The 13,814-nt window shown below is 71.1% G+C and carries 11 protein-coding genes; 8 read left to right on the top strand and 3 right to left on the bottom strand.

The window, feature by feature from the left end; all coding sequences use genetic code 11:
* Positions 1-25: 25 nt before the first annotated feature.
* Positions 26-772, bottom strand: coding sequence for an SDR family oxidoreductase (locus tag ACIBG8_RS38640; protein ID WP_397348164.1), 747 nt, complete (start codon positions 770-772; stop codon positions 26-28).
* 238 nt (positions 773-1,010) lie between these two features.
* Positions 1,011-2,042, bottom strand: coding sequence for a phosphotransferase family protein (locus tag ACIBG8_RS38645; protein WP_397348165.1), 1,032 nt, complete (start codon positions 2,040-2,042; stop codon positions 1,011-1,013).
* Between the two features lie 169 nt (positions 2,043-2,211).
* Between ACIBG8_RS38645 and ACIBG8_RS38650 the strand changes: the two genes are divergently transcribed.
* Both ACIBG8_RS38650 and ACIBG8_RS38655 read left to right on the top strand, forming a co-directional pair.
* Complete coding sequence (locus ACIBG8_RS38650; protein WP_397348166.1) at positions 2,212-3,294, top strand: GNAT family N-acetyltransferase; 1,083 nt, start codon at positions 2,212-2,214, stop codon at positions 3,292-3,294.
* Complete coding sequence (locus ACIBG8_RS38655; protein WP_397348167.1) at positions 3,291-4,436, top strand: DegT/DnrJ/EryC1/StrS family aminotransferase; 1,146 nt, start codon at positions 3,291-3,293, stop codon at positions 4,434-4,436. The genes ACIBG8_RS38650 and ACIBG8_RS38655 overlap by 4 nt, the downstream gene beginning before the upstream one ends.
* On the opposite strand, the gene ACIBG8_RS38660 is transcribed toward ACIBG8_RS38655, so the two are convergent.
* Positions 4,390-5,769, bottom strand: a complete 1,380-nt coding sequence (locus ACIBG8_RS38660) for a PLP-dependent aminotransferase family protein (protein WP_397348168.1) — start codon at positions 5,767-5,769, stop codon at positions 4,390-4,392. The two genes, ACIBG8_RS38655 and ACIBG8_RS38660, sit on opposite strands and share 47 nt — an antisense overlap.
* A 71-nt stretch (positions 5,770-5,840) precedes the next feature.
* Here ACIBG8_RS38660 and ACIBG8_RS38665 point away from each other — a divergent pair, with 71 nt between their 5' ends.
* The 6 genes from ACIBG8_RS38665 to orn all read left to right on the top strand — a co-directional run bounded on the left by ACIBG8_RS38665 (position 5,841) and on the right by orn (position 13,805).
* Positions 5,841-6,479: a pyridoxamine 5'-phosphate oxidase family protein gene (locus ACIBG8_RS38665; protein WP_397348169.1), complete on the top strand. Its 639-nt coding sequence runs from the start codon at positions 5,841-5,843 to the stop codon at positions 6,477-6,479.
* Positions 6,480-6,565: 86 nt separating this feature from the next.
* Positions 6,566-8,860 carry a serine/threonine-protein kinase gene (locus ACIBG8_RS38670; RefSeq protein WP_397348170.1) on the top strand — a complete coding sequence of 765 codons (2,295 nt, stop codon included), beginning with the start codon at positions 6,566-6,568 and terminating at the stop codon, positions 8,858-8,860.
* A gap of 94 nt (positions 8,861-8,954) precedes the next feature.
* Entirely contained in the window at positions 8,955-10,625 is a 1,671-nt protein-coding gene (locus tag ACIBG8_RS38675) for a serine/threonine-protein kinase (RefSeq protein WP_397348171.1), read from the top strand.
* Positions 10,626-10,647: 22 nt separating this feature from the next.
* Positions 10,648-12,000: a hypothetical protein gene (locus tag ACIBG8_RS38680; RefSeq protein WP_397348172.1), complete on the top strand. Its 1,353-nt coding sequence runs from the start codon at positions 10,648-10,650 to the stop codon at positions 11,998-12,000.
* 36 nt (positions 12,001-12,036) lie between these two features.
* The gene (locus tag ACIBG8_RS38685; protein ID WP_397348173.1) at positions 12,037-13,170 is read left to right on the top strand and encodes a DUF2510 domain-containing protein; all 1,134 of its coding nucleotides are present in this window, start codon (positions 12,037-12,039) and stop codon (positions 13,168-13,170) included.
* 38 nt (positions 13,171-13,208) lie between these two features.
* On the top strand, positions 13,209-13,805 hold the full coding sequence (gene orn / locus ACIBG8_RS38690) for an oligoribonuclease (RefSeq protein WP_397348174.1): 597 nt from the start codon (positions 13,209-13,211) through the stop codon (positions 13,803-13,805).
* Positions 13,806-13,814 lie beyond the last annotated feature (9 nt).

Below are 13,814 nucleotides of genomic sequence, written 5' to 3' on the forward strand. Positions count from 1 at the left end.
GTATCCGTTCGGACTTGCAGCGGACTTAAATCGGCGGGCGCTCCCCGGTCACCGGACCAGGCACTCCGGAGTAGCGGTAGGGCACGGGTTGCCTGCCCGGCTGAACGACCAGGAGCGTGCCGGGATCCTCGGCGTAGAAGGCGGTTTCGACGGCGGCCGCGACGTCCTCGGCGGTCAGCAGCGGGAAGCCTGCGCCGACGAACATGTCACGCATACCGGCGACGAGCGGGGTGTCGGTGAAACCGGGGCAGACCGCGTTGATCCGGATGTTCTCCCTCGACAGGGGTACGGCCAGCCCGCGCACGAGCCCCACGACGGCGTGCTTGGTCATCGTGTAGACGGGGTCGCCGTGGAAGGCGACGAGCCCGGCCAGGGACGAGGTGACCACGATCGCGCCGCCGCCGGAGCGCTTGAGCAGCGGGACGGTGGCGGTGACGCCGAAGACGACGCCGTCCATGTTGACGCCCACGGCCTTGCGGTACTGCGCCAGGTCGAAGGCGGCCAGGTCGACGCCGCTGGAGATGCCGGCGTTGAGGTGGACGAGGTCGAGCCTGCCGTACCGCTCCTCGGCCAGGTCGACGGCCTGCTGGGACGCTTCCGGGGTGCTGACGTCGGCGGCCAGCGCCACGCCGCCCACCTCCTTGGCCAGCCGCTCGGCGCCCTCGCCGTCGAGGTCCACGATCACGCAGCGCGCGCCGCCGGCGGACAGGCGGCGCGCGACGGCCGCCCCGATGCCGCTGGCGGCCCCTGTGATCAACGCGACAGTGCTCATGCGCTCGCTCCGCTCGAAGAGGTCATATCGCTTGCCGTCCCTCGGGAAGGACCCCCACCAGAGAGGACCTCCCGCGCAAGGACCCCACGGGCAGAGGCCGCATGGACAAAGACCTCACGGGGAGACCCCGGTCCTGGGGTCTCCAAGGCGGGATTTTCCTGGGAAGGGGGTTCTGGATGTGGGGTTGCCCGCATGGAGCTGCTGCAAGTGGAGACCCTCGTCGGGGTGAGGGCAGGGTTCATGGGGTCTCCTGGTCGAGCATGCGGTGGGCGCGGGCGATCAGGGTGGGTACGGCGGAGCCGATGTTCTCGAACCCCTCCCCCACGGTCTTACCCTGGCGGAACCGCGCGTGGATACCCTCCACGATGACCGCGAGCTTGAAATTCCCGAACGCCACGTAATACGGCAGGTCCGTGACATCCCGCCCGGACACCTTCGCGTAGTGCGCCGCGAACTCCGCCGCGTTGAGGAACCCGGGCGCCAGCGTCACGTCCCCGGACACCGGGATCCCCGCCCGCTCGTCGTCCCCAGGGTCGTGCCAGTACGTGAGCGTCAGCCCGAGGTCCGCCAGCGGATCCCCCAGCGTGGACATCTCCCAGTCCACCACCGCCCGGATCTCCGGCGGCGCCAGCCGTACCAGCGTGTTGTCGAGCCGGTAGTCCCCGTGCACCAGCGTCGCCGGGTGCGAGGCGGGCATCCGCTCGCGCAGCCGTTCCACGAGCGAGTCGTAGGCGGGCAGCGAGGCGGTCTTGGACCGCTCCCACTGCTGGCACCACCGGCTGAGCTGCCTGGCCATGTACCCCTCAGGCCGCCCGAAGTCCTCCAGCCCCACCTCGCGGTAGTCGACCGCGTGGATCGCCGCGAGCACCTCGGCCAGCCGTTCCGCCAGCTGCCTGGTCACCTCGGCCGAGGGCGAGGCGAGCTCGGCGCGGGTCCTGACGGACGCGCCGTCCACGTACCCCATGAGGTAGAACTGCGCCCCGATGACGGACTCGTCGGCGCAGAAGGCCACCGGCTCGGGGACCGGCACCGGCGTGGGCGCCAGGGCCGAGATGACCCGCCACTCGCGCCGCATGTCGTGCGCCGTCGGCAGCACGTGACCGAGCGGCGGGCGGCGCAGCACCACCCGGCGGTCGCGCGCCTCGACGAGATAGGTCAAATTTGACTTGCCGCCCGAGATCAGCGCGACGGACAGCGGCTCGCCCACATCCGGGACGTGCACGGCCATCCATGCGGCGAGCTGCGGCCAGTCGATGCCAGGAACCGTCATGGCATCACATTAGAACGCCACTCGGTCGACGAAAGCAAAGCTGAAAGTTCGGTAACGTTCCTAGGTCGGGTAGAGGCGCGGTCCAGGAGATCCTTTACTGTTGGGATACACGTCTGCCCGCACGCTGGTACAGGGAGTGCCTGTCCAGACTCAGATCGTGTAGGAGCCTATGCGCATCGCACTTGTTCACCCTCGTGAGCTGGAGGGGCCGGAAGTGATCCGGTGGCGGGCTCTGCAGGAGGCAGATCCCGCTTTCGACAATCCCTTCCTCTCGCCCGAGTTCACGCTCGCGGTGGGTGCGCTGCGCGACATGGTGAGAGTCGCGATCATCTACGACGGTCCGGACATCGTGGGCTTCTTCCCCTTCGAGCGGCATCCGCTCGGCATCGGCAAGCCGGTGGCCGCCGGGCTCACCGACGCCCAGGGCATGATCTACGCCAAGGACAGCGAGATCGACGCGCGCTGGCTGATCAAGGAGTGCGGGCTCGGCGTCTACGAGTTCGACCACCTGGTCGCCAAGCAGCCGCTGCTGCCGGAGCGGCACGAGACCTACCCGTCGCCGATCATCGACCTGCGCGACGGCTGGTCCGCCTACACCGAGTACCTCCGCGTCAACTCCGGCAAGACCTACAAGTCGACCATGGCCAAGTCGCGCAAGCTCCAGCGCGACGTCGGCCCGCTGCGCCACGACTACGCGGTCACCGAGGTCGGCCCGCTGCACACGCTGCTCGGCTGGAAGACCGACCAATACCGGCGCACCGGCCGCACCGACCGGTTCGCCCACAAATGGATCGTTCAACTGGTCGAGAGCCTGCTGGCCACGCAGAGCGAGAGCTTCGCTGGGGTGCTCGACATGCTGTACGTCGACGACACCCCGGTGGCCGGGCACTTCGGGCTGCGCACGCGCACCACGCTGGTGGGGTGGTTTCCCGCCTACGACACCTCCTTCGCGAAATACTCCCCCGGCCTGATCCATCACCTGGCGATGGCGGAGCGGGCGGCGGAGGCCGGCATCCATGTGATCGACATGGGCCGGGGCGACAAGGAGTACAAGGAGAAGCTGAAGACCGGTGAATATCAGGTCGCGGAGGGCAGGGTGGCCAGACCTAGCGCGGGTGCGGGCGTGCACTGGGTGTTGCGGGTGCCGGTGCGCAAGGCGCGCGGCACGGTGATGGCCAACCCGCTGCTGTTGCGTACGGCGGACAAAGCGTTGAAGACCTACGGGCGGTTGCGTACCGCCCTGCAGTCGTGAGGCCCGAGAGCGCGGTGGCGGAGCGGACCGGACGGCACTGCCTGCTGCTGCCGTCCAACCGCATGGGCCTCTACCTCGCGCTCCGCCACTGGTGCACGCCCGGGATGCGGCTGCTCATGTCACCCATCTCCGCCGACGAGATCCTGTTCCTGGTGCTCGCGGCGGGATTACGTCCGGTGATCGCGCCGGTGTCCCCGCGCGACGGCAACATCGACGCCTCGCGGGTGGACCTCTCGTCCGTGGACGCCGTCCTGACCACCAACCTGTACGGCCTGCCCGACGACGTCGCCGCCTTCTCCGGAAAGATCCTGATCGAGGATGTCGCCCACGCCCTCGAGACCACCCTCGACCGCCCCCTCGGCACGTACGGCCAAGCCGGCGTGTTCAGCCTCTCCAAGCACCCGGGCGCGGGTTCAGGCGGCGTGCTCGCCGTCGACTCGGCAGCCGACCTCCAGTCCCTCACCAGGGCGCGCGACCTGCTGCTCGAACCCGGCGCCATGCGCACCGAGCTGGTCAGCGTGGCCAGCTCCATGGCCAGGCAGGCGGCGCTGCGCCTCGACCTGGTCAGGCCCGCGCTGAAGCTCATGCGCATGCTCGGCATGGAGGAGGAGCGCGAGGGCTACCGCATCGGCCTGCAGAGCCCCGAGCTGGCCGAAGCGATGCGCCTGGCGCCCGCGCTGCAGCCGTTCGACCCGTGGGTGCGCGCCGACCTGCACACCTACCGCGCGCGGCGCGGGTGGGTGGCGCGCTGGTACCAGTCCAGGCGGCTGGCCAAGGTCCCCGGCGAGCGGTCGCGCCGCCTCGCGGGGGTGGCGAGCCTGGCCGAGCTGCCGACGGTGGCGGACGGGGTCAGGTCGCACGTGCACCAGCCGCTGTTCCGCGTGCCGTTGCTGGTGCACGACCGGGACACCGCGATCGCGGCGCTGGAGCGGCGCGGGGTGGCGACCGGCTACCTTTACGACCCGCCGTATGACGACTACGCGCCCGGCTTCACCGAACCGTCGCCCGACCCAGAGCCCGCCCGGTGGTGGGCGTCCAACGTGCTGCCCGTCGACCCGCTCTACGCGCACCGCGCGCTGCCGGTGCTCCAGGACCTCATGCCCGCCCGATCAGATCGGCCAGAATCGCGCATCCCTTCCTGACGTCGGGCAGCGAGGCTGAGCCGTAGCCGATCACCAGACCGCTGACCCGCTCGGCGCCGTGGTGGTGGCGTTCCGTGGTGTCCAGGGCGATGCCGCGCCCGGCCGCCTCGCGCACGATGCGGGGCACCTCCCGCGCGGGCAGCTCGGCCAGCACGTGCAGCCCCGCCGTGTCCCCGTGCAGTTTGCACACCGGGCCGAGCAGCTCGACCACGGCCGCGCGCCGCCGAGCGTACTCCAGGCGCATGCGGCGCAGGTGCCTGTCCAGGTCGCCGTGTTCCAGCATGGTGGCCACCGCCTGCTGCACCGGGCCGCTGGTGCGGTCGGACAGCTCGTCCCTGATCTCGGCGATCTCGGCGAGCAGCTCAGGCGCGCCGACCAGCCAGCCCACGCCGATGTCGGGGGCCAGCGACTTCGACAGCGTGCCCAGCAGCACGACCCTGGACGGGTCCAGCCCGTAGAGGGCGGGCAGCGGCGCCACGTCGTACCTGAACTCGCCGTCGTAGTCGTCCTCCACCACCATGGCCCCGGTACGGCGGGCCCAGGCCAGCAGCCGCTCCCTGCGCGGGATCGGCAGGCGCCCGCCCAGCGGGTACTGGTGGGCCGGGGTGGTGTAGAGCACCCTGAGGTCGTCGGGCAGGTCGTCGACGATCACGCCCTCCTCGTCGACCGGGCACGGGACGATCTCCGCTCCCCGCGACGCGAACACGTTGCGCGCCACCCGGTAGCCGGGGTCCTCCACCCCGGCCCTGCCGCCCTTGAGCAGGGCCATGGCGACGAGGTCGAGGCCGTGCCCCGTGCCGCGGGTGACGAGGATGTTCTCGGGGCCGACGGCGATCACGCGGGCCCTGCGCAGGTGGGCGGCCAGCAGCTCCCTGAGGTGCGGCAGGCCGTACGGGTCGGGGTCGTCGCCGGGCGGGAGGTCGGCGGCCTTGCGCCAGGCGCGTTTCCAGGCCGCCTGGTCGTAGTCGCGCACCCACGGGTCGCCGGGGGTGAGGTTGATCACCTTGTCGCGCGGGGTGATCGGCAGGATCGGCCTGGGCGTGGCCTCCTGGTGGCCGCGCCGTACGCCCTGGTCGCCCGCGTCGGCCACGTAGGTGCCCGAGCCGTGGTGGCCGTCGAGCCAGCCCTCGGCGTACAGCTGCTGGTAGGCCTCGGTGACCACGGTGCGGCTGACCGCGAGCTGCGCCGCCAGCCCGCGCGAGGACGGCAGGCGCTCGCCCGGCGCCAGCCGTCCTGACGACATCGCCTCGCGCAGCCAGTCGCTCAGCTGCGTGGACAGCGGGATCCGCGAGTCCCTGGACAGGGAAACGGGCAGGTCGACGGTGGCGCGCACGGAAGTGGTCCCCCAGAAGGCCGCGTTAGTGGACGTACAAGACAGGTCCACTATCTCAATACAGTCGACCCATGCTCTCCACCACACCCCGCACCACGCTCGGCCGCGAGAAGCACCGCGGCAGCACCGACAGGAGCGACCTCTACGCCGTGCTCGACGAGGGCCTCTTCTGCCACCTGGGCGTGGTGGTCGACGGGCACCCGATGGTCGTGCCGACCGGCTACGGCCGCATCGGCGACACCCTTTACCTGCACGGCTCGACCGGCGCCCGGTCGCTGCGCGCGGGCGACGGGACGGAGATCTGCGTCACCGTGACCCACGTGGACGGGATCGTGCTGGCCCGCTCGATCTTCAACCACTCGGTCAACTACCGCTCCGCGATCATCTACGGCCCGGCCAGGCTGGTGACCGGCGAGGAGGAGCGCCTCGACGCGCTGCGCGCGCTGACCGAGCAGCTCGCCCCCGGCCAGTGGGACTACGCCAGGAAGCCGTCGCGCAAGGAGCTCGCGGCCACGGCGGTGCTGGCGCTCTCGCTGGAGGAGGCGTCGGTGAAGATCAGGCAGGGCGCCCCGAACGACGAGGAGGAGGACTACGAGCTGCCCGTCTGGGCCGGGGTCCTGCCGATCGAGACGTCCTGGGGCAGGCCGCAAACCGACCCAGTGCTCCCAGAAGGTATCGAGGTACCCATTCACATCAGGGAGCGGCGGTAGTCCAATGAAACATGGACCACCTGGCCAACCTTTGTCCTAGATCCAGCGTCTCATCAGGTGGGCCACACTCCTGATGGGAGAGCGCCATGGACTGGAGCGCGCCCGGCTACACCGAGATCAGACAGCTCGGAACGGGCGGAAGCGGCAGAGTCGTGCTCGCCGTGCACGACGAGACAGGTGTCAAGGTCGCGATCAAGTACCTGTCGGAAGAGCTGCGGCGCGATCCCGCCGCGCTGACCCGGTTCCAGACCGAGGCGCGCCTGCTGGTGAGTCTCCAGGACCCGAACATCGCGCGGATGTGGGAGTACGTCCAGGAGCCGCGCGGCGCGGCCATCGTCATGGAGCTCGTCAACGGCGTCTCGCTGCGCGCGCTGCTGCGCGAGGCCGGGGAGACCGGCCCGGAGGCGGCGCTCGTCGTGCTCAAGGGGTCGCTGCTCGGCCTGTCCAGGGCGCACCAGGTCGGCTTGGTCCACAGGGACTACAAGCCGGAGAACGTGATCGTCCGTGACGACGGCGTCAGCAAGCTGGTCGACTTCGGCATCGCCGTACGGCAGGGCACGACGGCACACCCCGAGGGCACCCCGCCCTACATGGCGCCCGAGCTGTGGGAGGGCGGCCCGGCCACGCCGTCCACGGACGTCTACGCGGCGACGGCCGTCTTCTTCGAGTGCCTGACCGGGCACCGGCCCTACCAGTCGACCGAGCCCGTCGTGCTCGGCTACCAGCACATGCACGCGCCGATCCCCGCCCACGACGCGCCGGAGCCGGTGCGCGAGCTGGTCATGCGCGGACTGGCCAAGAACCCGGCCGACCGGCCGCCGGGCGCGCTGACGTTCCTGTCCGAGCTGGAGCGGGTGGCGGCCGCAGGGTACGGCGAGGACTGGGAGGAGCGGGGCAGGCGGCGGCTGATCGCGCTGGTCGGGTTGCTGCCGCTGCTGCTGCCGATGCCCGCGCAGGCGCCGACGGTCTCCTCCGGCGGGACCACGTTGTTCCGCACGGTGCTGCACGGGGCGCGGAGCAACATGTCGAAGCTGCTGGTCGGTGTCGGGGCGACCGCGGTGGCCGTCGTGGCGGTGGTCGCGACGGTGGCGCTGGCCGGGCGGGACGCCACGCCGATCAAGCCCGTGGACGTGGTGGCCGAGGCCCCGACGACCACGCCGCCGCTGAGCCCGCTGGCGCTGCCGCCGACCGCGGACACGCCGACGCCGTCCCTGGTGGAGAACACGGACACGGGCGGGCCCGGCGAGGAGCCGTCGTCCTCGACGGTGGTCTCCCAGGTGTCGCCGTCCACGACGCCGACCGTGGTCAAGCCGACTCCTACGGTGGTCAAGCCGACCCCGACCCCCAAGGTCACCACGAAGAAGCCCACTCCGACCCCGACGATCACCACCAAGAAGCCGACCCCGACGCCCACGCCCACTCCGACGATCACCCCCAAACCGGTCACCTCCGTCTCCGCGCTCTCCCTCGCGGCGCTCAAGGTGAGCGCGGCCGGCGTGGCGTCCGGCGCCGCCACCATCAGCACGACGGGCACGGCCCAGATCACCGTGACCGCCACGTTCGCGGTGGCCGGTGACGTGGTGCACACCGAGCGGGTACGGCTGCGCGGCTCCAGGACCTACACCAGCGCCTTCACCCACGACCTGGGCGACGAGGCCTGCGGCAGGACCGTCACCCTCACGGTACGGACCACCCCGGCGGCCCCGGGCGGCGCCAGGACCGTGCGCGCCGCCGTGCCCGCCTGCGCCACCAAGGTCACCGCGCTGCGCGTGTCGCTGGACGTCGCCGAGGCGCCAGGGCGGGCCGTACAGGCCGCGGTCAGGGTCGCCACGAGCGGGACTGCCGCCGTCGAGCTGGACGGCGCGTTCTCGGTGAACGGCGACCAGGTCGCCACCCGCTCGGCCACGCTGTCCGGCCGGCGCTCCTACTCGCGCACCCTGAGCTACACCTTCGACAAGCGCCCGTGCGGCGCAGTGCTGTCAGTGACGGTCCGCGCGGGCGGCGAGTCCGCTTCGGCGCGCACGACCGTCTCGTGCCCGGCCGGCGTCAGGACGGTCTCCATCGCGCGCGCCTCGCTCAACGCGCGCGGCCTGGCCGCCGCCACGGTCGTCGTCCTGACGAACGGCGAGCAGCCGGTGCAGCTGCACGTGTCGTTCCGGCTCGGCGAGGCCACCCACAACGAGGAGGTGGAGCTGACCGGGCAGACGTCCTACACCCGGACGGTCAGCTTCACCTTCGAGAAGGTCCCGTGCGGCTCCGAGTGGGCGATCAGCGCCTCCACGACCCCCGCAGCGGACGGCGGAGGCGACAGCACCGGCGGCAAGACTCCGGCGTGCGAAAGTCAGGACACAACGCCCACTCCCGATCATTCCAGCGACTAAATTTCCGACTTTTCGGAACAATCACGGTTACCAGAGTTAAGCTACGCTCCGTCTGTTGAGGGTGGGGGCCCAGACAAACTCTGAGGAGACCGTTATGTACGGGACGCACTGGGGGGTCCCCGGTTATACCGAGGTCCGCGAGTTAGGCACCGGTGCCGCCGGACGTGTGGTGCTGGCCCGCCGCGACCACGATGGCGCCGAGGTGGCCATCAAATACCTGTCCGACGAACTGCGGCACGACGTCGGGTTCGTCGCCAGGTTCAGGCACGAGGCACGGCTGCTCGGCGCGATGCGCAGCCCGCACAACGCCCAGTTCATCGACTACGTCGAGACCGGCGACGGCGCGGCGATCATCATGGAGCTCGTCAACGGCGTCCCGCTGCGCGCGTTGCTCAACTCCGAGGGCCCGACGGGCCCCGAGGCCGCGCTCTGCGTGCTGTACGGCGCGCTCAAGGGCCTCGCGGCGGCGCACGCGATCGGCGTCGTGCACCGCGACTTCAAGCCGGAGAACGTCGTCGTCCAGGGCGACGGCACCAGCAAGCTCATCGACTTCGGCATCGCCGTACGGCAGGGCGACGGCGCCAACGCGGCGGGCACCCCGCCCTACATGGCGCCCGAGCAGTGGTCGGGCGCGGCGGCCTCGCCCTCGACCGACGTCTACGCGGCCACCATCGTCTTCTTCGAGTGCCTGACCGGCACCAGGCCCTTCCGCGCTTCGAACATCGCCGCGCTGGCCCACCAGCACCACAGCACGCCCCCTCCCGTCGAGGAGGTGCCGGCGGCGCTGCAGGGCCTGGTCGAGCGCGGCATGGCCAAGAACCCGGCGGAGCGCCCGCCGTCGGCCGAGGCGTTCCTCACCGAGCTGGAGGCGGTCGCGGCCGACGCCTACGGGCCGGACTGGCAGGAGCGCGGACGGCGCCGCCTGGCCAGGCTCGCCGGGCTGCTGCTCGTGCTGTTCCCCAGCGCCGACGACCTGCCGCAGGACGACGCCACCTCGCTCGCCGAGACCAAGCTGCACGGCGGCGGGTCGAAGGTGATGACGAAGCTCGGGGTCAAGGTCCTGGTCGGTACGGTGGCCGTCGGGGTGATCACCGGGATCGCGGTGGTGGCGCTGAGCGGGTCGGACGAGAAGCCGAAGCTGCAGGCGGGGACGTCGACGCTGACCCCGAGCGCGGTGCCGCCGATCACCGGCGAACCGGTCACCGAGTCGCCGACGCCGACCGAGGAGGAGACCACCCCGGCGCCGGAGGAGACGCCGACCGTGGAGCCCACCACGACGGCCGCGCCGCCCACCGTCGCGCCCACCTCGGCCACTCCCACGGTCACGCCGAAGCCGTCGAAGACGCCCACGGTGAAGCCGACGCCGAAGCCGACCAAGAAGCCCACGGAGAGCCCGGAGCCCGGCATCACCTCGACGGCGGACACCGACCCCACCACTCCCCCGACGAAGAGCGCCACCCCGACCCCGACGCCCACTCCGACGACGCAGTCCCCGACGTCCCGCCCGACCCCGACCAAGTCCACCGGGGAGCCGACCGAGGAGCCGACAGGGGAGGAGTCCCCTCCTCGGGGCGGCGAATCCCCGACGCGCACCGACAACGGGGAGTCGCCCACTCCGGAGAGCACACCGGACCCCAGGAGGAATCCGCAGGTCGCGATGTTCCCGGGGGCGGTGCTGGCAGCCGGGCTGGTGACGTCGGGCGCGGTACCCGTCACACTGGCGGTGCGGCGCCGCATGGCAGGGCGGCACAGGAGGAAGCGGTAGAAGGGATCGGGGAGCTACGGCGATGAGCGAGCAGCCACCCAGGAAGGGCATCGCCGGCTTCCAGCTCACCGAGCGGACCCGGATCACCGAGCTCGGCACCTGGATCGACTCCATCGGCCCCGACGGCACCAGGGCGGGCGCGCTGCGCTTCGACCCCAAGGTCATCGGGCTGCCCGGAGTGAAGGAGCGCCTGGTCGAGACCGTGGTGTCCGACCAGCGCCTGGTCAGTGGCGGGGTCGGCGGGCTGGTCCCGGTGGTGGACGTCGTGGCGGCGGGCGACGACGTCTGGCTGCTGACCGGGCAGTCGGCGAGCCCGACGCTGTCCGACCTCATCAACGCCCCGGGCATGGACGCGTCGGGTGCGGCGGCCGTGCTGGTGCAGACGGCGCAGACGCTGCTGTCGCTGCACGCGGCCGGGCTGGTGCACGGGTCGGTGCACCCGGGCACGGTGGTGATCGCCGGTGACGGCGCCGCGCTGCTGAGCGAGCGCGGGCTGGCCGACGCCGTACGCGGGATGCCGCCGACCCAGGAGCGGGACATCGCCGCCTGGGGGTCGCTGGCCCGAGGGCTGGCGGCGACGTGGGCGGCCGGGGTTCCCGGCGCTGCCGCGCTGTTCGAGCGGGCGGCCGCCGTCGCCGCCACGCACGGGCTGGCCGCCGCCCGCGACACGCTGCTGGGCGGGCGCGACGCCCTGCCCGGCGGGCTGATCAGCAGGGACGCGCTGGCGATGGTCGCGCGCAGGTGGGCAGCGCTGGACGTGGTGGCGCAGGGGGTGCTGAACCAGGACGAGGGCGACATCGTCACGCTCCTGCACGTGCCGGGGGGCCAGCAGCAGCACTTCGGCCCCGGGGTCTCGACGGAGCACTCCTCGCCGGTGGAGGAGATGTGGCGGGCCGGGCGCGACCAGCTCGCCACCGCCTCGCCGCGCGGGGCGGCCAGGGCGGGGAAGGTGGCGCGCAAGCGGCGCACGCGCACGATCGTCGCTGCGGCGGTGCTCGCGCTCATGATCGCCGGGTTGGTCCTGGTGTGGCTCTGGTACGACCCGTTCACCGGGACGCCGCTGGCGGTGCAGTCGGTTCAGGTGACCGTGCCGAAGAAGACCCTCGGGTGTGACAAGACGATGAAGGTGAGCGGGACCTTCCTGACGAACGGCCAGGCGGGAACGATCGAATACGAGTGGCGCAAGAGCGACACCAAGCAGCCGATCACGCAGAAGCAGACTGTGCGCGAAGGCCAGAAATCGGTGACCGTACCGCTGCTGTGGACCGTCAAGGGACAGGGGTCGTTCAAGGGGACGGCCACGTTGCGGGTGCTGTCGCCCGCGCAGGACGGCAAGACGATCGAGGGGAAGACGAGCTTTACCTACAAGTGCTGAATGCACAACAAAGCGGTTCTTACTACTCTGACGGACATGACTCCGCAGACCCCCGCAGGCTGGTACCCCGACCCCTACGGATCGCCTCAGCTCCGCTGGTGGGACGGAAGCCAGTGGACCGACGCCACGCACCCGCTGGAGCAGGCGCGAACGGACACTGCGGGGGCCCAGCCGTCCTCTGGACCCCAGCCCTCATCGGCCCCCCAGCCAGCCGCTCCCCCGCCCCCAGGCCCTCCTTCCGGCCCGTACTTCGCGCCAGGCCCCTCCTCCGGGCCCGCCCCTTACGGACCGCAGCAGGCCTCCAACCCGACCCAGGTGTACGGCCAGGCCCCCTACACCCAGCCGGGGTACGCACAGCAGCAGTCGCAGTGGGGCGCCCCGCTGCCCGGCGCCGAGTTCGGGCCGCCGCCCAAGCGCAGCAGCGCGCTGCCCTGGGTGCTCGGCGGCGTCGGCGCGCTGCTCGTGGTCGCGCTGATCGTCGGCGCCGTGGTCTTCGTGGTCAAGTCGACGAGCGGCAGCGGTCCCATCGCCCAGCCCATCCCGACCAGGAGCCTCGAGCCCCGGCCCGAGGAGACCACGCCCGGTGAGACTCCGTCGGCCCAGCCGTCGACGGGTGAGCTGCCGCAGGCCCAGGACGGCACGATCACCGATCCGGTGACCGGACTGTCGTTCGCGGTGCCCGAGGGCTGGACGGTGCCGGAGTGGTCGGAGATCAACGGGACCGACCCCAGCATCCAGAACTGGTCGGGCGCGGTGCAGAAGACGTCGCAGGAGAACTACGACGGCAAGGACAACGACTGGATCGGCAACATCTACACCGGCACGCTGAACCCGGTCTACCCCTACTCCGGGGTCGCCGGCCTGAAGGACGCGACAGAGGGCGTCTTCATCGACTTCGCCACGAACTACTACCAGATTCCCAACGAGCGCAAGATCCTGCAGAACAAGGCGATCAAGGTCGGCGACCGGGACGGGTGGCTGATCGAGTTCGAGCTCGACTTCTCCAAGGAGTCCGCTGCCAAGGGCTACAAGTGGAAGAAGGAGCGCGGCGCCGTCGTGGTCGTGGACCAGGGCGAGGGCAAGGCTCCGGCGCTGCTCTACACCTCGGTTCCCGACAATCTCGGCACCGATGTGGTGACTCAGGTGCTGAACTCGCTCAAGGTCTCCTGACCAGTGGCACTAGGCTTGTCCCATACAAGGGAGATGCTATGAGTGACGTGCTGGTCTGGATCGACTGCGAGATGACCGGGCTCGATCTGGGTCGTGACGCGCTGGTCGAGGTGGCCTGCGTGGTCACCGACAGCGAGCTCAACCAGCTCGACGAGGGCGTCGACGTGGTGATCAAGCCGCCGCCGGAGTCGCTCGAGCAGATGTCGGAGGTGGTCAGGCAGATGCACACCGCCTCCGGGCTGCTCCCGGAGCTGGCCGGCGGGGTCACGCTGGCCGAGGCGGAGTCGCTCGTCCTCGACTACATGCGCGGCCACATCGCCGAGCCGAAGAAGGCGCCGCTGTGCGGCAACTCGATCGGCACCGACCGCACGTTCCTGTCCAGGGACATGCCGGCGGTCGACGCCTACCTGCACTACCGGATGATCGACGTGTCGTCGATCAAGGAGCTGGTGCGCCGCTGGTACCCGCGCGTCTACTTCGCGGCGCCCGAGAAGCAGGGCGGGCACCGGGCGCTGGCCGACATCACCGAGAGCATCCGCGAGTTGCGCTACTACCGGGCCGCCGTCTTCGTGGGACAGCCCGGTCCGGACTCGGCGACGGCCAGGACGCTCGCCGAGGGCGTTACTCGGTCGTAAAGACTCCCG

This window comes from Nonomuraea sp. NPDC050556, assembly GCF_044457355.1.
GTDB lineage: Bacteria > Actinomycetota > Actinomycetes > Streptosporangiales > Streptosporangiaceae > Nonomuraea.